General features: G+C 32.0%; 14 protein-coding genes. 4 read left to right on the top strand and 10 right to left on the bottom strand.

What is annotated here, in order from left to right; translation table 11 throughout:
• Positions 1–4 precede the first annotated feature (4 nt).
• Entirely contained in the window at positions 5–1,783 is a 1,779-nt protein-coding gene (gene argS, locus ACOYLT_RS00375) for an arginine--tRNA ligase (protein ID WP_422851850.1), read from the bottom strand.
• Between the two features lie 200 nt (positions 1,784–1,983).
• On the opposite strand from argS, the gene ACOYLT_RS00370 reads away from it, so the two are divergent.
• Positions 1,984–6,603, top strand: coding sequence for a choice-of-anchor L domain-containing protein (locus ACOYLT_RS00370; protein ID WP_422851849.1), 4,620 nt, complete (start codon positions 1,984–1,986; stop codon positions 6,601–6,603).
• Positions 6,604–6,660: 57 nt separating this feature from the next.
• Here ACOYLT_RS00370 and ACOYLT_RS00365 read toward each other — a convergent pair whose 3' ends face one another.
• The 6 genes from ACOYLT_RS00365 to ACOYLT_RS00340 form a co-directional block, all read right to left on the bottom strand.
• Positions 6,661–7,668: a 3-oxoacyl-ACP synthase III family protein gene (locus tag ACOYLT_RS00365; RefSeq protein ID WP_422851848.1), complete on the bottom strand. Its 1,008-nt coding sequence runs from the start codon at positions 7,666–7,668 to the stop codon at positions 6,661–6,663.
• A 79-nt stretch (positions 7,669–7,747) separates the two neighbouring features.
• Positions 7,748–8,668, bottom strand: coding sequence for an ABC transporter ATP-binding protein (locus ACOYLT_RS00360; protein WP_422851847.1), 921 nt, complete (start codon positions 8,666–8,668; stop codon positions 7,748–7,750).
• 113 nt (positions 8,669–8,781) lie between these two features.
• A complete protein-coding gene (locus tag ACOYLT_RS00355) occupies positions 8,782–10,092 on the bottom strand; it encodes an ABC1 kinase family protein (protein ID WP_422851846.1) in 1,311 nt (436 codons plus the stop codon).
• Between the two features lie 2 nt (positions 10,093–10,094).
• Entirely contained in the window at positions 10,095–10,763 is a 669-nt protein-coding gene (locus ACOYLT_RS00350; protein ID WP_422851844.1) for a TetR family transcriptional regulator C-terminal domain-containing protein, read from the bottom strand.
• A 145-nt stretch (positions 10,764–10,908) separates the two neighbouring features.
• On the bottom strand, positions 10,909–11,604 hold the full coding sequence (locus ACOYLT_RS00345; RefSeq protein ID WP_422851843.1) for an OmpA family protein: 696 nt from the start codon (positions 11,602–11,604) through the stop codon (positions 10,909–10,911).
• 7 nt (positions 11,605–11,611) lie between these two features.
• Complete coding sequence (locus tag ACOYLT_RS00340; protein WP_422851842.1) at positions 11,612–12,085, bottom strand: hypothetical protein; 474 nt, start codon at positions 12,083–12,085, stop codon at positions 11,612–11,614.
• 179 nt (positions 12,086–12,264) lie between these two features.
• Here ACOYLT_RS00340 and htpG point away from each other — a divergent pair, with 179 nt between their 5' ends.
• Complete coding sequence (gene htpG / locus ACOYLT_RS00335; protein ID WP_422851841.1) at positions 12,265–14,166, top strand: molecular chaperone HtpG; 1,902 nt, start codon at positions 12,265–12,267, stop codon at positions 14,164–14,166.
• 117 nt (positions 14,167–14,283) lie between these two features.
• A complete protein-coding gene (locus tag ACOYLT_RS00330) occupies positions 14,284–14,691 on the top strand; it encodes a DUF2721 domain-containing protein (RefSeq protein ID WP_422851840.1) in 408 nt (135 codons plus the stop codon).
• Positions 14,692–14,701: 10 nt separating this feature from the next.
• Here the strand turns inward: ACOYLT_RS00330 and ACOYLT_RS00325 are convergent, their stop codons facing one another.
• The 3 genes from ACOYLT_RS00325 to rpmH all read right to left on the bottom strand — a co-directional run bounded on the left by ACOYLT_RS00325 (position 14,702) and on the right by rpmH (position 20,111).
• Positions 14,702–16,756 carry a CotH kinase family protein gene (locus tag ACOYLT_RS00325; protein ID WP_422851839.1) on the bottom strand — a complete coding sequence of 685 codons (2,055 nt, stop codon included), beginning with the start codon at positions 16,754–16,756 and terminating at the stop codon, positions 14,702–14,704.
• Positions 16,757–16,931: 175 nt separating this feature from the next.
• Positions 16,932–19,784, bottom strand: coding sequence for a carbamoyl-phosphate synthase large subunit (gene carB, locus ACOYLT_RS00320; RefSeq protein ID WP_422851838.1), 2,853 nt, complete (start codon positions 19,782–19,784; stop codon positions 16,932–16,934).
• A 165-nt stretch (positions 19,785–19,949) separates the two neighbouring features.
• Positions 19,950–20,111, bottom strand: coding sequence for a 50S ribosomal protein L34 (gene rpmH / locus ACOYLT_RS00315; RefSeq protein WP_008464848.1), 162 nt, complete (start codon positions 20,109–20,111; stop codon positions 19,950–19,952).
• Positions 20,112–20,269: 158 nt separating this feature from the next.
• Between rpmH and ACOYLT_RS00310 the strand changes: the two genes are divergently transcribed.
• The gene (locus ACOYLT_RS00310) at positions 20,270–20,785 is read left to right on the top strand and encodes a DUF2892 domain-containing protein (RefSeq protein ID WP_422851837.1); all 516 of its coding nucleotides are present in this window, start codon (positions 20,270–20,272) and stop codon (positions 20,783–20,785) included.
• The last annotated feature ends 16 nt before the right edge of the window (positions 20,786–20,801 follow it).

Here is a 20,801-nt window from a genome sequence, read left to right as displayed (position 1 = left end):
AAATTTACATTCTTTCTGGCACTTCTATTCCTAGTAATTCCAATGCGATTTTTATAGTTTCACCTACCTTTTTTGAAAGTTGCACTCTGAAAGTTTTCTTCAAAATATTTTCTTCCCCAAGAATGGAAACCGCCTGATAAAATGGATTGTATTCTTTTACCAAATCGTAGGTGTAATTTGCAATTAAGGCCGGACTATGATTGTGTGCTGCATTTTGAATAACTTCTGGAAAAAGTTCGATTTGTTTTAGTAATTCTTTTTCTTTTTGATGTAATTCTAGGTTTGTAATTTCAATAGTTAAATTAAAATCTGATTTGCGCAAAATAGATTGAATTCTGGCATAAGTGTACTGAATAAATGGTCCAGTATTTCCGGCAAAATCAACGGATTCTTCAGGATTAAATAGAATTTGTTTCTTTGGATCAACTTTTAAAATATAATATTTCAAAGCGCCAAGACCAATCATTTTGAAAAGTTTGGACTTCTCTTCTTCTGAATAACCATCAAGTTTTCCTAGTTCGTTTGCAATTTTTCCAGCTGTATCAATCATTTCTTCCATCAAATCATCGGCATCAACAACAGTTCCTTCACGAGATTTCATTTTTCCTGATGGCAGTTCCACCATTCCATAGGATAAATGATATAAATTTTCGGCCCAATTAAATCCTAGTTTTTTCAGAATTAAAAACAATACTTTGAAGTGATAATCTTGCTCGTTTCCTACGGTATATACCATTCCGCCAACATCGGGATAATCTTTGACACGCTGAATTGCTGTGCCAATATCTTGTGTCATGTAAACAGCTGTGCCATCAGAACGCAACACGATTTTTCGATCCAAACCGTCATCTGTTAAGTCAATCCAAACCGAACCATCGGGATCTTTTTCGAAAATGCCTTTTTCTAATCCGAATTGCACCACTTCTTTTCCTAGTAAATAGGTATTGCTTTCGTAATAATAACTATCAAAATCAACCCCAAGGTTTTTATATGTGACAGCAAAACCTTCGTAAACCCATTGGTTCATAGTTTTCCACAAGGCAACTACTTCTGGTTTTCCTGCTTCCCAATCTAGAAGCATTTGTTGCGCTTCAATTATAATTGGAGCCTGTTTTTTTGCTTCTTCCTCCGATTTTCCTTGAGCAATTATGTCGCTAATTTGAGATTTATATTCTTGATCAAATTTTACGTAGAAATTTCCAACTAATTTGTCACCTTTTAGTCCAGAATTTTGAGGCGTTTGACCTTGACCATATTTCTGCCATGCCAACATCGATTTACAAATGTGAATTCCTCTGTCATTAATAATTTGGGTTTTATACACTTTTTTTCCTGAAGCTTTGATAATTTCAGCTACGGAATATCCTAAAAGATTATTTCTTACATGTCCAAGATGTAGCGGTTTATTGGTATTTGGGGAAGAATATTCAACCATTACAGCAGTACTTTTTTCTGAAGGTTTCCCAAAACCAAATTTTTCATTATTTTTTATATCATTGAAGAAATTAATATAGTAAACATCTGAAATTACGATATTAAGAAAACCCGAAACTACATTAAAACCAATTACTTCTTCTACATTATCCACTAAATAGTTTCCAATTTTAGTTCCTATTTCAATTGGATTTCCCTTTATTACTTTCAATAAAGGGAAAATTACCATGGTGATATCACCTTCAAATTCCTTGCGTGTCATCTGAAACTCCACTTTATCAATTGATAATTCAAATAAAACGTTAAGAGCTTTATGAATTTTTAGAGAAAGTATTTGTTGTAAAGACATAATTTTTTTATATTTGAGTTTACAAAGATAATCATTAGAAAATTATTTTTGTTGGAAGATAAAATATACTCGAAAATTTAATATTATTTTTAAATATAAGTTTTTTACTTATAATATTTACTTTTTAATGTATTTCATCGGATATATTTGCATTTAAGCGATAAAATTATTAATATTTGTTATGCCTAATCCCCCAAGTCATGAAAAAAATATTACTACCAATAGCGTTTTTACTTTCCGTGTTAGGTTTCTCCCAACCTATAACCGTAAGTGCAACAAGTTTTACAGTTCCAGAATTAGTTAATAATGTATTAATCAATACACCGTGTATAGCTGCTAATAATATTACGTGGAGTACTGGTACAAACTATGGCTCTTCAAATGGAATTGGATTTTTTCAAAATACAAATCCAAATTTTCCGATGCAAAGTGGGGTTATATTAAGCACCGGAAATGTATTAAATGCTGTAGGACCAAATCCAAACTTATCCTTACTTAGTGATGGTACTCCAAATTGGTTAGGGGATATTAGTTTAGAAAATATATTAGCAACAGCTGGAATTAATATGGTTTCAAAAAATGCAACTCTGTTAGAATTTGATTTTACACCCGTTTCCTCAAATTTTAGTTTTGATTTTTTATTTGCCTCTGAGGAATATGGCAATTTTCAGTGTAACTTTTCTGATGCGTTTGCTTTTTTATTAACTAATACTAGCACAGGCGTTACAACTAATTTAGCCGTTGTTCCCAATACAAATTTACCAATATCAGTTGTTACAATAAGAGATAATCAATATAACTCATCCTGTGGCGCATCTAACCCACAATTTTTCGGAATGTTTAATGGAGGATCAAATGCTTCAAATTCAGCTACAAATTTTAATGGTCAAACAAAATTATTAACTGCAGGTTCTTCTTTAACACCAGGAATTACATACCATATTAAATTGGTCATTGCTGATAGAGCTGACTATAAATATGACTCTGCTATTTTTATAGCATCGGATAGTTTTAATATAGGACAAGATGTTTTAGGACAAGATTTAACTGTTGCAAACAATAACGCTATTTGTTTTGGAAGCACATATACTTTAAACACTGGTTTAAGTGCATCTAATTATACATTTATATGGAAAAGAAACGGCGTTACCCTAGCTGGACAAACGGGGCCTTCACTTAGCATCAATCAACCAGGAAATTATAGTGTCTCTTACAATAATATTTCAAATTTATGTCAACCTATAACTGATTTAATTGAAATTGATTATTATCCTCAAATAATTTCACCAAACCCAAAAGAGATTTATGCTTGTGATAATGGTGGTTCAACTTTTAATTTCGATTTAAGTTTAAACACAAACAGAGTTAAACAAGGATTAGATCCTCTAACAATTGTTAACTATTACTCTAGTCAAAGTGATGCAAATACTAACATTAATCAACTACCACTTTTATATAACGCACCTAGCGGACAAATAGTTTTTGTTAGAATTCAAATACCAAATAGTCCTTGTTATATTGTAAAATCTTTTCAATTATTAAAATCACCTGCTCCTATAGCATATCAACCTCAAGACTTGATTAAATGTGCTAGGTCACAAACTCAAAATAATGCATATTGTAATTTTAATCAACAAACTTTAGCTGTATTAAATGGTCAATCATCAACTACAAATATTGTAAGCTATTATACTTCATTGAATGATGCAAATGATGGAATAAATCCAATTATCAATACAACTAATGGATTATTTACCGACACAACTATTTATGTTAGAGTTCAAAATTCAGGAGATTCTTCATGTTTTAGCATCACAAATTTTAACATTATTATTGACCCACTACCAGAAGTTGATGAATTAGAAGATGTATTGGTTTGTGATAATTACATTTTACAACCCCTACAAAATGGTAATTATTTTACAAGTGCTAATGGAAATGGATTACCACTTTTTGCCGGAGATGTAATAATACAGACACAGACTATTTATATATTTAATCAACCTGGTGGACCTGGAACTTGTGGAGCAAATAGTTCATTCAAAGTGACTATAATAGATAAAGATAGTTTAGCGCCAAAAAACGTTACAAATTGTGGTGAATATAGATTGCCTTCTATTACTTATGGAAATTATTATTCAGCACCAGGTGGGAACGGAATAGTAATACCAGCTGGAACTGTAATTTCGTCAACACAAACTATTTATTACTATTTCATTAGTCCAGACCCACCTTTTTGTTCTGTAGATACTAATTTTATTGTTACTGTATTACCTTCAGTCGAAGTTGGAAATAGAGCAGATGTTTTTGAATGTAGTTCCTATACTTTACCTCCTTTAGAGATAGGTGATTATTATAGTGGTCCAAACGGAACAGGAAATCAATTAACAGCTGGAACTATTATAACTACTTCACAAACTATATATGTATTTGTTGCAAGAGCTAATACTCCTTCATGTATAGATCAAGATATCTTTGAAGTATTTATTGGTATAAATCAACCACTAAATATTACACAATGTAATGGTTATACACTTCCTGCATTACCAATAGGAAATTATTATACAGGTGCTATGGGGACAGGTCAACAAATTCCAACTGGGACTGTTATTAACCAAAGCTGTACCCTCTATATATATTCTCCAACAACAAGTGGAGGTGCTAATTGTTCTGATAATTTATTTTTTACTTTGACAATTACCCAACCTCAAGTCGATATAATGAATAACATTTCTGCTTGTGTAAATTATACATTACCAACACTTACAAATGGAGAATATTATACTGGCATTGATGGAATAGGAACAATGCTTCATCCTGGAGATGATATAGTTTCAACTCAAACTATTTATATCTTTAAGAGATTAGATAGTACTTGTTTTAACCAATCAAGTTTTACTGTAACCATTAATGCATTACCTAATATTGACTCTCGCTCCGATATTGATATATGTGATCAATATGTTTTAACACCATTAAATGTGGGAAACTATTATACAGGACCTAATGGAACTGGAACATTATTGCCTGCGTCTTCAGTAATCACATCTTCACAAAAAATTTATATCTATGCTATTTCAAACACAACACCTTCTTGTAGCATAGAAAACAGTTTTCAGATAAATATTTTCTCAACTTCATCAGACGTTTTACCAAATATAACTGCTTGTGATAATTATACTTTACCAAGTTTAACACTAAATAATAAATTTTATACTAAAACTGGGGGCCCAAATGGAAGTGGAATTGAATTATTACCTGGTACAATTATTACATCAAGTCAAACGATTTATGTATTTAAAGAATCTTTAATTAGAGATACATTTTCGTGTCTAGACGAAACTTCATTTACTATAACAATAAATAATACACCTATAATTCAAGCTGTTTTTAATATTGCTACTTGTAATTCATTCAAATTGCTACCATTAATTATAGGTGATTATTATACTGGACCAAATGGTTCTGGAAATATATTGCATCCTGGAGAGGTATTAACTTCATCACAAATAATATATATATATGCTCATTCACTTACCTCACCTGATTGTTCCAGCCAAATAAGTTTTGCCTTAACAATATTTAATGTAGATAATTTACCTAATATAACCATTTGTGAAAATTACACTTTACCTTCATTAACTATTGGTCAATATTATACTGGTCCAAATGGAACAGGAACAATGCTTACCGCAGGTTCATCAATTTCAACATCGCAAACTATTTATATTTATGGTGTCTCACCTTATTTACCAGGATGTTCTGATGAAAGTTCATTTACTGTTACAATCATTGATACTCCAGTAGCAAATGTTGTCCCAATAACATTAAGAACTATATGTGACGAAGATGAAACAAATGATGGACTATTTTTATTTAATTTATCAAACTTAACATCAACCATTCTCGGAACACAAACTGGGAGCGAATTTACAATAGCTTATTATGAAAGTCTTGTTAATGCTTCAAACCAAACTAACTCAGTTACTTCATCTGTATTGAACACAGTATATGTTAGAATCAATAATACATCAGCAACAAGTTGTTATGACATAAAACCAATAACTATAACAGTAAATAAATTACCAGAACCAAATCCTGTTGATGGTATAATTTGTATCGATAAAGAAACTGGAACACTTCTAAATCCATATACAATATATAGTGGGTTAAGCACTTCATCAAGCTATTTTGTATGGACAAATGAAGCTAATGTGGTAGTTGGAAATGGAAATAGTTATCAAGCTGATTTACCAGGAGTTTATACATTAGTTACAACGAGTAATGTTAATGGTTGTATTTCGAAACCTGTTAATGTAACCGTAAATCCATCTGAACCTGCAATTATTTCTTATACCATTAGTGATGAATTTACAGACACACAAACTATTACTGTAGTGGCAACAGGTCAAGGTAATAACTTTGAATATCAATTAGACAATGGCTATTTTCAAGATAGTCCTGTGTTTGAAAATGTAACTTCTGGTATTCATTTAATTACAGTAAGGGATAAAAATGGATGCGGTAGCACTTCAGTAAGAGCAATAGTTGTTAACTATCCTAAATTCTTTACACCAAATAGTGATGGGTATAATGACACATGGAATATTAAGGATTTATCAGGTCAACCAAATGCGAGTATTTTAATATATGACCGATATGGAAAATTTTTGAAACAAATTAGACCAAGCGAAAGTGGTTGGGATGGAAACTATAACGGTAACATGATGCCATCAGATGATTATTGGTTTAGCGTGACATATAAAGATGAAAATCAAGTTGACCAAGAATTCAAAGCACACTTTGCTATGAAACGTTAATAAATTTAAGTAGTCCTAACTATTCTGATTGATTATTTAGGACTACTTATTTTAGCTTTACCATTTAATAATTGCACTTGCCCAAGTAAATCCACTACCAAAAGCAGCTAAAACAATAGTATCACCCACTTTTATTTTTCCTTCCTCCCAAGCTTCAGTCAGTGCAATTGGAATGGATGCCGCAGTGGTATTGCCATATTTTTGTATGTTGTTAAAAACTTGGTCATCAGATAAATTAAACTTTTGTTGAATAAACTGTGAAATTCTCAAATTTGCTTGATGAGGAATTAGCAAATCAATATCTGAAACTTGTAAATTATTAGCTTGCAAACCTTCATTGATTACCTCGCTAAAACGAACTACAGCATTTTTAAAAACAAATTGACCATTCATGTGTGGAAAATAACTCTCGTCGTCTGGATTATTATCTGCAATAATATCAGTTATCCATCTTCCTCCCATTCCTGGTGCTAAAAGTGCTAGTTCTTCAGCATGCTGTCCTTCAGAATGCAGATGTGTTGATAAAATACCTTTATTCACATCTTCTTCTCTACTCAAAATGGCAGCTCCAGCACCATCACCAAAAATAACAGAAACTCCTCTTCCGCGATTGGTCATATCTAAACCTAGAGACTGTAATTCGGAAGCAACCACTAAAATGTTTTTATACATTCCGGTTTTAATATATTGATCAGCAATGGATAAAGCATAAATAAATCCCGAACATTGATTTCTGATGTCTAATGCACCAATAGTTTTCAATCCTAATTCTTTTTGTAAAGCAACACCTGGACCAGGAAAATAATAATCAGGAGAAATGGTAGCAAAAACTATAAAATCAATTTCATCATTAGTTAAAACTGAGCGTTCAATTGCAATTTTGGCTGCCTTAACTCCCATAGAAGTTGTGGTGTCTTCCCCTTTTTTGATATGCCTTCTTTCTTTTATTCCAGTTCTCTCTTGAATCCATTCATCGGAAGTATCCATCATTTTAGATAAATCGTTATTGGTAACAATATTGTCTGGCACATAAAATCCTAGTCCGTTTATTTTTGAGTGATACATATATTTTTTATTATTTTAATACAAAGTGTGAGTCAAAATTAGTAATCTTTTAAAAAATATATCGAAAAATATTGATTTTTTATTTAATCTTTAGATATAAAATATTGCCTTTCCTAATAGCTTCATTATTCTCGAAAAATAGTAATTCTCCTTTATAATTACATTCAATCAAATAATGACTTCCTCTGAAATATGAATTTAATATTTCAACTTTCAAATCAGAATCTGGTACAATTTCCAATTGATGAGAATAAACAAAATTAAGGACACCATTAACAACTAATTCATTGACATCACCAAAAAGAGAGGCAACATATTTGTTTTTTGGATTTTGATAAATCTTTAATGGAGAACCTTCATCGATTACTTCTCCATTTTTAATAACCAGAACTTCATCTGCAAAAGAAAGTATATCAGTGCTATCATGAGTTGCTATAAGAGTTGTGATTTGCTGCTCTTTCAAATAGCTAAATAACTTACGTCTTAAAGTATTTTTTCTAAAATTATCAATGTGACTAAAAGGTTCATCAAGTAATAACACTTCAGGTTCAAGTGCTAAAACTCTAGCAATGGCAACTCTTTGCATTTGACCACCACTTAGATATTTAACTTTTACATTGGCAAATTCAATCATGTCAACAATATCAAGTAACTCCAAAATTCTTGCTTGTTTTTGTTCAGGATAAATGTTTGACAAGTACTTTCCAACATTTTCTGCCACTGTGATGAAAGGCATTAGATCAAAATCTTGAGCTAAATATTTCATAAAATCCATACCTGGAATTAGGTTGAATTTTGGACCTAGAATTTCAATATCATTCCAAAAAATATGTCCATCTTTCAAATCATGTAATCCGTAAATAAGTTTGAGTAGTGTACTTTTTCCACAACCACTTTCTCCAATAATAGCAAGATTTTTTCCTTTTTCTAATGAAAAAGAACCTTCATTAATTGTTAGTTCTTTTGAATATGAAAAAGATATGTTTTGAATTTTTAGCATATTTTTAATTAAAAGACAAATTTACTAAGTTTATTTATAAAGATAAGAGCGACAAAACTAAAAAGTTTAGTGCCGCTCTTATCAACTTAATCAATAAAATAATTTAAACTTAATTAAGAAATATATTTTTCGAAAGTCCTGGTGTCAATTCTTGCTTTTAAATCGTGTAACAAATTATAAAGGCCAAAAAAGGTTCTATTTATGTATAAAAAATGTTTTGAACCTCTGTTGCCATTCATTTTTCTCAACTTAGAATCTTTGGCAAAATCTTCTCCCATTTGAGCTATTTTTCCAAAAAAAACTTCATCAGAAAAATCAAAATATTCACCATGAAAAGGTTTGGTAAACAAGCTCAATAAATCGTGAAATATTTTGGTAAAATAAGCTAATTCTTCTTTACTATCATCTGAACGTAATATTTCTAATTCATATAATTTTTCATTAAATACTATTGGATTATCAATAATTTCAGGTCTTGCTATTTCAAAATAGGGAAAATAAAATTCATCAGGAACGTGTTTAATACAACCAAAATCAATAGCTACCAAATTATCCTCCTTATCTACTAAAAAGTTACCAGGATGCGGATCGGCATGGACTTGTTTTAAGTGATGCATTTGGTACATATAAAAATCCCATAATGCTTGGCCTAATTTATCTCCTTTTAATCTATCTTCATTGTGAGCTGTAAATTCTGATAAATGTTCACCATTTATCCATTCCATGGTCAAAATTTTTTCTGATGACAAATCGGGATAATAGTTGGGAAAACGCAAATTTTCAATTTTACTACACCAGTCAGAAACTTCAATACTTTGCTTTAATTCTAATATATAGTCTGTTTCTTCTAATAATTTATTTTCTACTTCTTGAAAATATTTTTCAGAATCTTTTCCTTTCAGATTAAACATTCTAGTTGCAAATGGCTTCACTAATGCTAAATCTGAACTTATACTTTCCGAGACTCCGGGATATTGGATTTTTACAGCAAAATTTTTACCTTCTTTAGTTGCTTTGTGAACCTGACCTATACTCGCAGCATTCACAGCATCTGGGGTAAAGGAATCATATATTTCTTCTGGATATTTACCCAAATACTTTTTAAATGTTTTTCTAACTAATGGAGCAGATAATGGTGGGACTGAAAATTGTGAAAGCGAAAATTTATCTACATAAGCTTGTGGCATAATACTTTTATCCATACTTAGCATTTGAGCTACTTTCAAAGCACTTCCTTTTAAGTTTTTTAAACCGTCATAAATATCTTCAGCATTATTTTCGTTTAATTTATCTCTATTCAATTTAGGGTTAACTATTTTTTCACCATAGTAGGCAACGTAGTTCCCACCTACTTTTATCCCTGTTTTAACCAACTGACTTGCGCGTTCAATTTTACCTGTTGGGATTTTATCTATAGTTTTCATTACTAATTTTTTTCTTTCCAGAGGAACTTACCCAAGTCAAATAAATTCTCTAAATGTTTAGTTTCTAGCAACCCAACTACTGTATTCACTGATTTCTCTATTAAAACATCTGTCTTTTCAAAACTCCTAGAGGTATCATCTATCCAAAATTTTAATAAAAACAAGAACTGTATCCATGCTCCTTCAGAGAATACTGGCTCACTAACTTTTAGAAATTTTTCGCTACCTGATGTGGCACTTTGTCTGATAATGCCAATTATAAATTCTTTGAATTGAATTCGAAACTTTTTTAAGTATTTTAAATTTTTTAATCCTTCTTTGTTTTCATGAAGAGAAAATTTGACATAAGTTCTATTCAAAGTCATTATCTCAAAAAGAGTAAAATATAAACTCAGTAATTTATCTTTATCCAAATAACCTTCATAGGCAACATCTTTCTCAATGGTATTAATTGCATTTTCAAAAAACTTTACCCATATTTCTTGCTTTAGGGCGTCAAATGAACCAAAGAAAGAATAAAAGTCAGCTTCACTAATATTGTGATTTTTGCAGAAAACATAAACATTCTTTGGCTCTTGATTAGTTTCAAGAACTTCATTCATAAAATGATAAATGATTTTATTATCATCAATCATTTCTTTTTTTATTGTTGCTTTTTTGGTAGTTGCCATGACACTGATTTTTAAAACTATGTAAAGATATATACTGTTTAACTATTTTTTATAATTATTAAACAAAAAGTTTTGTTAAATTTTAATGAGCATAAAAAAAGCTGCCAAATTTTGGCAGCTATACAATTATTTAAAATATATACTATTATTTTCCAGATTCTTTCTGAGCGTCTTGAACCATTTTTTCATTGGCTGTTATAGCAAATTCTACTCTACGGTTTTGACTTCTTCCTTCAGGGGTATCATTTGTAGCAATTGGGTCAGCAATACCTAAACCAGTCGTCACAAATCGTCCTGAAGCTAAACCCTTACCTGCTAAATAAGCTTTTACAGATGCAGCTCTTTGATTTGACAAGTTTAAATTATATTCTGCAGAACCTGTACTATCAGTATAGCCATAAATTTGAATATTAGTATCTGGATATTGATTTAAAACAGGAACTAATTTATCAAGATTAGCTTTTGCGACTGATGTCAATGTTGCCTTATTAGTATCAAAACGAACTGCATTTTCACCTAAAACTAGTTTTATACCTTCTCCTACTCGTTCTACTTGTGCTCCTGGCAATGCAGTTTCAATTTCTCGAGCTTGTTTATCCATTTTATTTCCAATTACGCCGCCAGCAACTCCGCCTATAACACCACCAAGAACAGCACCTAGAGCACCATTTCCACCTTTACCAATGTTATTTCCTAAAATCCCACCTAAAACTGCTCCACCAACTGCTCCAATGGCTACACCACGTTGGGAATTACTAGTGTTCTTTATCGCTTCACAACTAGTTAAAACACTTGATAAAATCAATAAACTCCCTAATAAAATTGTACTTATTTTTTTCATTTTCATCTTAATTTAATTTTTGAAATTGATAAACTATATCAGTTAAATTTCCAGCTATGTCAATCTTATCAATAAGTTGAAAAGAATTTTCTGTAAGGTTAGCAACTCTTAAGACATACCCAGACTTTACTTTTTTTGCTTTAGCTTCATCCAATATTTTCAAAACAAACTCACCTTCTTTATTGATGAACCAACTAATAGGGGTTGAATATGGAGTACAACTTGAACTGTTTATTACCATACTACCCTTATTACTCATTGAAATAAATTTCCAAGTACTTTCAATAAAACATTTAGAATCTGCTAAATCAAAAGAAGTGACTTTAATAACATCTGAGCCAGGATAATTTATAGAAGAAATTTTCCAATTACCTTTAATCATAACTTGAGATTTCGAGTCAATCTTTGTAGCTGTAGCTGAATTTGATTTACAAGCTAAAAGTAAGATAGAAAATAAACTAACTAAAATAATTTTTCTCATTTTTTTAATGAAATTTGAGATTAATAGTTACAAATATACTGCCTATTTTTATAGTATTTTTATATTATTTTAAAAAAATATTATGTTATTATAACTACGTCAATTTGTCATATTTCTTATAGTTGGTATTCTATTTGCTAGATGTTAGTAATAATTTGTTTAACCCAAAATTTAAAAATATGACAACAGGAAAAATTAATGTATCAGTAGAAAATATCTTTCCACTTATCAAGAAGTTTTTATATAGCGATCACGAAATTTTCTTGCGCGAATTAGTCTCAAATGCAACAGATGCAACGCTGAAATTAAAACATTTGACTAGTATTGGAGAAGCTAAAGTGGAATATGGTAATCCAATTATTGAAGTTAAAATTGACAAAGAAGGAAAAAAGTTGCACCTCATCGATCAAGGATTGGGAATGACCGCTGAAGAAGTTGAAAAATACATCAATCAAATAGCTTTTTCAGGTGCTGAAGAATTTCTAGAAAAATATAAAGACTCTGCCAAAGATTCAGGTATAATTGGCCATTTTGGTCTTGGTTTTTATTCTGCTTTTATGGTAGCTTCAAAAGTAGAAATAATCACAAAATCACATAAAGATGAACCAGCTGCGCATTGGACCTGTGATGGAAGTCCAGAGTTTACTCTGGTTGCTCATGACAAAAACGACAGAGGAACAGAAATTATTCTTCACATTGCCGAAGATTCATTAGAGTTTTTAGAAGAATTCAAAATTCGTGAATTGTTGACTAAATACAATAAATTCATGCCAGTGCCAATTAAATTTGGTACAAGAACAGAAAAAATCGAACAGAAAAAAGGAGAAAGTGTTGCTGAAGAAGATAAAGACAATATTTTCACTGAAGTAGAAGTTGATAATATTATCAATAACCCAAATCCTGCTTGGACAAAACAACCAGTAGATTTGACTGATGAAGATTATAAAAATTTCTACCGAGAATTGTATCCAATGCAATTTGAAGAACCATTATTCAACATTCATCTAAATGTAGATTATCCTTTCAACTTAACAGGAATTTTATATTTCCCAAAAATGTCTGCCGATTTGCAAATGCAAAAAGACAAAATTCAGTTATACCAAAATCAAGTATATGTAACTGATAATGTGGAAGGAATTGTACCAGAATTTCTTGGTATGCTAAAAGGTGTTATTGACTCTCCAGATATTCCATTGAACGTTTCTCGTTCTTATCTTCAGGCCGATGGAAATGTGAAGAAAATATCCAACTATATCACACGTAAAGTAGCCGATAAATTAAAATCATTGTTTACTGAAAACCGCGAAGATTTTGAGAAAAAATGGAACGATATCAAAATTGTGTTAGAATATGGAATGTTATCGGAACCAAAATTCTATGAGAAAGCGGGTGACTTTGTATTATATCCAAGTGTTGAAGAAAAATATTACACTTTAACAGAATTAAAAGAAGCCATAACGGCTAATCAAACCGATAAAAACGGAAAATTAGTAGTGCTTTATACCTCAAACAAAGATGCACAACACGGTTATATCGAAATTGCAAAAGAAAAAGGATACGAAGTTATTTTGTTAGACTCTCCTATCATTTCGCATTTAATTCAAAAATTAGAATCAGATAATGAGAACTTGACTTTTGTTCGTGTTGATTCCGATCATATCGATAAATTAATTCAGAAAGAAGACGCTCAAATTTCTAAATTATCTGAAGATGAGTCTACCAAATTAAAAACTGTAGTAGAAGAAATTGTTCCAAAAGCGAACTATTCCGTCCAGTTAGAACCTATGGACAGCACCTCAGCGCCATTCATTATAACACAACCAGAATTCATGCGAAGAATGAAAGAAATGAGCCAATCTGGTGGTGGCGGAATGTTCGGCATGGGTAATTTCCCAGAAATGTATAATTTAGTAGTCAATACCAATTCAGAATTAGCAACTACAATCTTAAATACCGATGACAAATCAGCACAAGAAAGCTTAGTAAGACAAGCTCTAGACTTAGCCAAAATATCTCAAGGATTATTAAAAGGTGAAGAATTGACTGCTTTTGTGAAACGTAGTTTTGAACTAATTAAGTAAAAAGTGATTAGCGATAAGTAATAAGAAACCTGCTGATGGAAGTTTGCAGGTTTTTTTATTTAAATAAATTCCCGACCTTCGTAACTAGAAACCCACAACCCATAACACGGAAACCAAATGACACTAGACATCGAAACTCCAGCATTACTGTTCTCAGCAACATCATTAATATTATTGGCTTACACTAACAGGTTTCTAACTATTGCTCAAATTGTACGAGGTTTAAAAAAAACATACGATCAAGATCATAGTAAAAGTATTTTACTCCAAATAAAAAACCTCAATCTGCGTTTATCATTAATTCGTTTCATGCAACTTTTTGGAGTATTGTGTTTGTTTCTTTCAGTATTTGCGATGTTTTGTCTTTTTTTTGAACTACAAATGATTGGAATATATCTTTTTGCTGCTAGCTTATTGACATTACTTGTCTCTCTTGGTATCTCTTTTTGGGAAATTAGTATTTCAGTTACTGCATTGCGACTTCATTTAAGTGATTTGATGGAAGAAAAAACAGAAAAAAAATAATCTGACAAAACTAATTCTTAAACCATTTTTCAGTCTTTGTTCCATATTGTGTATAAATTTTCATAAAGTACATTCCAATAGAGAAATTGGAAACGTCAGTTTGAATTTCGTTCTCGTTCCCTTGAATAGCTTTTACAAATTTTCCAAAAACGTCATAGATCTCTATTTTATCTATGCTAAATTTGGACCGAACTGTTAATGAATAATTTGCCGGATTAGGATAGATGTTGATAGCCGATTCTGAATCAAAATTACTAACAGACAAAGGCACTGAAGTAGCCACCCAACTCGATCCTAAATTATTATCCAAACTAGTGCTCGTTAACTGCAGGTAACTTCCTCCTCCATCGGCTGCAGTTGGCCAAGGTGAAGTATCAAAATATTCTACTGAATCAATTATGTTTCCAAAAGCATCGGCAATTACTATTTTCTGAGATTTATTCGATAAATTTCTTGTGAATTGACCAAAAGGAGCAAATCCATATTTAGACTGAAAAACAGATGCATTGGAAGCCAAATACAAGCTCGAATTTCCAGCAATTGTAGCATTATATGGAAACTGATAGCTCATTCCCAATTCGCTGAAATAAATTCCGGAGAGCGTAACCAAAGTAGTTCCTGTATTTTGTATTTCAATAAATTCTAGGTCATTGCTAACCAGAAAAGATCCTGAAGTTGAAGGATTATAATTAATTTTTGTAATAACAAGCGGTGGAACTGCAACGTTAGCACAGCTAGCAAATCCGCCTAAATTATTCGTCATCCAATTCGTTCTGTTAGAAATAAAAGCTTTAAGATTAGCAATTTCCAATGCATAGTTAGGAATAGTATTCCATTTTTGGTTTTCTCTAACCTTAGCTTCACTGATAAGTGTAATCGTATTATCTATAAAAGTATTCAAAACAGCAGTATTCAATGGTTGATTAGCTTGAATCAATTGGTTAAAACGTTTAGACAAATAGCATTTGAATATAGCATTATTGAACATATCTCTCCAAAATTTTGAACCTTCATTATCACCATTTAAAAACTGCCAAGTATAGTATTTACTCCTATCTAAACCGTATTGAAATAAATCATTCCCCCAAGTCAGGTTAAAATCCCAAATTGGACCAGCACGTAATTTCCCTTTTCTGTCTTTGTGAAAATAGGTACTCAATTGATACCCATCAGCATTGGCAGCAAAATCGTTCGAAATCATAAAATCTACGAAAGACGGAATGTCAATTCTGGCTGGATATCCGTTGAGTAAAGTCATATTATTACCTGTCAAAGCTGTCTGTAGATTAGTAAATTGAGTGTAAATGTAATTATCCTGTTCTGTTGTAACGTCTTCTGGTTTTGGCAAATCGTGAATATAATTTACATCCTGACCGTTATATGCTATTGTCGTCCATGCAACTGGATCGCCACCTGTAGTCTTATCGGCTTTGGTGATATATCCCCCAGTCAGATTATCTCCGCTTATATCTGTTGTTGTAATTTTAAGAATATTAACGCGATTCGAATCTGCTTTTATTTTTTCCTGAAGTAGATAAAGTCCCTTATATTCTCCGTTTATCAAAACCTCACAATATTGAGTTCTTGGAGCATAATTCCCCATTTGACGTGAGAGGTTATAAGCCAAATAATCTCTTATTAATGAAGGGTCAAAAGCTAAACCATTCAAAATCCAGTCATTTTCTGCCGGCATTCCAAGCAGAGCAACATTGTTATTTGTAACATTATCTGCCAACAAAGTAGTTACTTTATATCCTTTTTTTGGAAGATCTTGAGAAGAAGAACCTCTAATTTGTATAGATAGACGTCCATTATAATTTAATAATGCAGCTGTATTTTGATCTGTAAGATAATTTCTAGAACCATTAGGACGTTTAATGATTTTCATGGTACCAAATACATCAGGATCATCTACTATTTCATAAGGAAGACTTGTTGCCGGATTAATATCAGTGGTGATGATGACAATCGGCAAATTACTATCCGTGAAGGTCTGCGAATTTAAATTAATAAAAACTAGTAAAAAAGCAAGTAAAAAATAACTAGCAAAACGGTTGTTTATCATCTCATAAAAATTTCTCAAATGTACAAAAAAACTAACCTTAATCAATTGATTTACAAATCATCAAATTGATGAAAGGTTTAAAAATAAATCATAAAGAATACCGCTATGTATGGACTGACTCAAAAAGTTAGACACTATTTATGACCAGTCTATTGTCAGGACGATTATCTTAATACTACTTACTCAAGTACATTTTACGTCTAGAATACAACTCATAAAATGCGTCATCCTTCAAATCATCAATAAACAAAATACTTTCACCAGTTGATTTCATTTCAGGCCCCAGTGCTTTGTTTACATTTTGGAATTTACTGAAAGAGAAAACGGGTTGCTTAATTGCGTAACCCTTCAATTGTGGGTTGAATGTAAAATCGGTTACTTTATTCACACCAAGCATTACTTTAGTGGCATAATTTACATACGGTTCACCATACGCTTTGGCAATAAAAGGAACTGTTCTCGAAGCTCTAGGATTGGCTTCAATAATATAAACGATATCGTCTTTAATGGCAAATTGAATGTTGATTAAACCAACCGTTCGCAATGCTAAAGCAATTTTCTTAGTGTGATCTTTAATTTGTTGCATTACAAACTCACCCAAATTAAACGGTGGCAATGTCGCATTTGAATCTCCTGAGTGAATACCACAAGGTTCAATATGTTCCATAATTCCAATGATATACACGTTTTCACCATCACAAATAGCATCAGCTTCGGCTTCGATGGCACCATCTAAATAGTGGTCTAAAAGCAATTTATTTCCCGGTATTGATTTCAGCAAATCAATTACATGTTCTTCTAATTCCTGTTTGTTAATGACAATTTTCATGCCTTGTCCACCCAAAACATACGAAGGACGAACTAATAACGGAAAATCTAAAGTATCGGCCAATTTCGATGCTTCGTCAGCACTTTCGGCTATTCCAAATTGTGGAAAAGGGATTTTAAGTTCGGTTAACAATTCAGAAAAACGACCCCTATCTTCCGCTAAATCCAAAGCATCAAATGAAGTTCCAAGAATTTTAATTCCGTATTTAGACAACTTTTCTGCTAATTTCAATGCCGTTTGACCACCAAGTTGAACAATTACACCTTCTGGTTTTTCATGACGAATGATGTCGTAAATGTGTTCCCAAAAAACAGGTTCAAAATACAATTTATCAGCTGTATCAAAATCGGTTGAAACGGTTTCAGGATTACAATTAATCATGATGGTTTCATAACCACATTCTTTGGCAGCTAAAACTCCGTGAACGCAAGAATAATCAAATTCAATTCCTTGTCCAATTCTATTAGGTCCAGAACCTAAAACAACTACTTTTTTCTTTTCTGTAACAATACTCTCATTATGAACATATCGCTCACCCGTTGCTGTTTGAATTTCGGCTTCAAAAGTGGAATAATAATAAGGTGTTAAGGCTTTAAACTCAGCAGCACAAGTATCCACCAATTTATACACACGCTTGATATTCATTTCATCACGCAATTTATAAACTTGACTTTCTAAACAACCCAACATATGGGCTATTTGTCGGTCACCATATCCTTTTTGTTTCGCTTCTAGTACCAATTCTTTTGGTAATGTATCTATTTTATAATTTGAAATCTCTTTTTCTAATACATATAATTCCTCATATTGCTTCAAAAACCACATGTCAATTTTTGTGATTTCATGAATGCTACTCAACGGAATTCCCATGGCAATGGCGTCATATAATACAAAAACTCTGTCCCAGCTAGCATAAGTTAGCTTTTCAATTATCTGTTCGTAATTTTTATATCCTTTTCCGTCAGCTCCAAGTCCGTTACGTTTTATTTCTAATGATTGTGTGGCTTTGTGAAGCGCTTCTTGAAACGAACGACCAATTCCCATCACTTCACCTACCGATTTCATTTGCAATCCTAAAGTTCTATCTGCTCCTTCAAATTTATCAAAGTTCCAACGTGGAATTTTCACAATAACATAATCCAAAGTAGGTTCGAATAAGGCCGAAGTCGATTTGGTAATTTGATTTGGCAATTCATCAAGATGATATCCAAGTGCTAATTTTGACGCTACTTTTGCAATAGGATAACCCGTTGCTTTTGATGCTAAAGCTGAGGAACGAGAAACCCGTGGATTGATTTCAATGGCAACAATATCTTCTTTTTCGTCTGGGGAAACGGCAAATTGAACGTTACAACCTCCAGCAAAATTCCCGATGGAACGCATCATCAGAATGGCATAATCGCGCATTTTTTGAAAAGTAGTATCCGATAAGGTCATGGCTGGCGCAACGGTAATTGAATCTCCTGTATGAATTCCCATTGGGTCCATATTTTCGATGGAACATATGATGACTACGTTATCGTTTTTATCGCGTAATAATTCTAACTCGTATTCTTTCCAACCCATTAATGCTTTATCAATCAGCACTTCATGAATAGGAGACATTTCTAAACCGTAAGTTAGTTTCTCTGCAAAATCTTCTTTGTGGTATACTATTGCAGCTCCAGTACCACCAAGTGTAAACGAAGGTCGAATCACCAGCGGAAAACCAAATTCTTGCGCAATTTCTTTGCCACGAAGGAATGAAGTGCAAATTTCGGCTGGTGCTGATGGTACGTTTATTTTCTTTAAAAGTTGTTTGAACTGTTCTCTGTCTTCAGTAATGTTGATGGCGTTTACATCTACACCTATAAGTTTTACGCCAAAATCTTTCCAAATTCCTTTTTCGTCAGCTTCCAAACAAAGGTTTAAAGCTGTTTGTCCACCCATTGTTGGTAAAACCGAGTCGATTTGTGGATGCTCTTTTAAAACTTGTATGATGGATTTGGTAGTCAGTGGCAACAAATAAATATGATCTGCCATGGATGGGTCAGTCATGATGGTTGCCGGATTGGAATTAATCAAAATTACTTCAATTCCTTCTTCTCTAATGGAGCGAGCAGATTGTGAACCTGCATAATCGAATTCACATGCTTGTCCAATGACAATTGGCCCAGAGCCAATAATTAAAACTGATTTAATAGAATTATCTTTTGGCATATTGTTGTGTTGTTTTTTTTGTAGTTTGTGTTGTTTGTCAAAAATAATATGTTTGTTATGAAATAGAAAAAATGAACTTTAAAACTTATTAATATTTATAAACAAGCTATAAAAAAAGCCGCTACTAATAAAAGTAACGGCTTAATATTGATTAATTGCTAATCATTATTTTTTGTGTCTTGGTTCACTAGAAACAGTCAATTTATGTCTTCCTTTGGCTCTACGACGCGCAAGCACTTTTCTTCCATTTGCAGAAGCCATTCTGTCCATAAATCCGTGCTTATTTCTTCTTTTTCTTTTTGATGGTTGAAACGTTCTTTTGCTCATTGCTTTGTATCTTTAAAATCGTGTATTAATTTCTTTGGTAATACGGCTCTTTTTAAACCGAGTGCAAATATACAAACCTTTTTTTTTCTGGCAAGTGGTTTTATAAAAATATTTTCAATTCCTTTTATTACCTTTGCCATCATAAAAAAATAATAATTATGTTTCACAGATTTATAAAATTAGTATTGGCTGTACTTATCGTTGCCACAAGTGTTTGGCAATTTACCGAAGGGAATATCGGCAATGGTATTTTTTTATTGTTGTTGTCAGCAATTCCTATTTTTCTTTACTACAAAAACGAATACATCCTTATGGCTTTCTTAAAACTTAGAAAACAAGATTTTGCTGGTGCAAAAGTGTGGCTGGATAAAATCAAAAATCCCGAAACGGCATTGGTAAGAAAACAACAAGGGTATTACAATTACCTTCATGGGTTAATGCTTTCGCAAACCAATTTGACACAATCTGAAAAGTATTTCAAGAAAGCAATTGAACTGGGATTGAATATGGATATGGATTTGGCCGTTGCCAAATTAAATTTGGCCGGAGTTGCTATGTCAAGAAGAAGAAAATTAGAAGCGACTAATCTTTTGAACGAAGCAAAAAAATTGGACAAACAAGGCATGTTGAAAGATCAAATCAAGATGATGAAAGACCAGATGAAGAAGATTTAATTGCAATTTTTAAATT

This window comes from Flavobacterium sp. (assembly GCF_049318185.1).
In the GTDB taxonomy this organism is placed as follows: domain Bacteria; phylum Bacteroidota; class Bacteroidia; order Flavobacteriales; family Flavobacteriaceae; genus Flavobacterium.
This window is presented reverse-complemented; position numbering and strand designations above follow the sequence as displayed.

Bases quoted from the DNA above. Each gene is read 5' to 3' on its own strand.
- argS (WP_422851850.1), bottom strand. From the start codon at position 1,783: ATGTCTTTACAACAAATACTTTCTCTAAAAATTCATAAAGCTCTTAAC.
- ACOYLT_RS00370 (WP_422851849.1), top strand. From the start codon at position 1,984: ATGAAAAAAATATTACTACCAATAGCGTTTTTACTTTCCGTGTTAGGT.
- ACOYLT_RS00365 (WP_422851848.1), bottom strand. From the start codon at position 7,668: ATGTATCACTCAAAAATAAACGGACTAGGATTTTATGTGCCAGACAAT.
- ACOYLT_RS00360 (WP_422851847.1), bottom strand. From the start codon at position 8,668: ATGCTAAAAATTCAAAACATATCTTTTTCATATTCAAAAGAACTAACA.
- ACOYLT_RS00355 (WP_422851846.1), bottom strand. From the start codon at position 10,092: ATGAAAACTATAGATAAAATCCCAACAGGTAAAATTGAACGCGCAAGT.
- ACOYLT_RS00350 (WP_422851844.1), bottom strand. From the start codon at position 10,763: ATGGCAACTACCAAAAAAGCAACAATAAAAAAAGAAATGATTGATGAT.
- ACOYLT_RS00345 (WP_422851843.1), bottom strand. From the start codon at position 11,604: ATGAAAAAAATAAGTACAATTTTATTAGGGAGTTTATTGATTTTATCA.
- ACOYLT_RS00340 (WP_422851842.1), bottom strand. From the start codon at position 12,085: ATGAGAAAAATTATTTTAGTTAGTTTATTTTCTATCTTACTTTTAGCT.
- htpG (WP_422851841.1), top strand. From the start codon at position 12,265: ATGACAACAGGAAAAATTAATGTATCAGTAGAAAATATCTTTCCACTT.
- ACOYLT_RS00330 (WP_422851840.1), top strand. From the start codon at position 14,284: ATGACACTAGACATCGAAACTCCAGCATTACTGTTCTCAGCAACATCA.
- ACOYLT_RS00325 (WP_422851839.1), bottom strand. From the start codon at position 16,756: ATGATAAACAACCGTTTTGCTAGTTATTTTTTACTTGCTTTTTTACTA.
- carB (WP_422851838.1), bottom strand. From the start codon at position 19,784: ATGCCAAAAGATAATTCTATTAAATCAGTTTTAATTATTGGCTCTGGG.
- rpmH (WP_008464848.1), bottom strand. From the start codon at position 20,111: ATGAGCAAAAGAACGTTTCAACCATCAAAAAGAAAAAGAAGAAATAAG.
- ACOYLT_RS00310 (WP_422851837.1), top strand. From the start codon at position 20,270: ATGTTTCACAGATTTATAAAATTAGTATTGGCTGTACTTATCGTTGCC.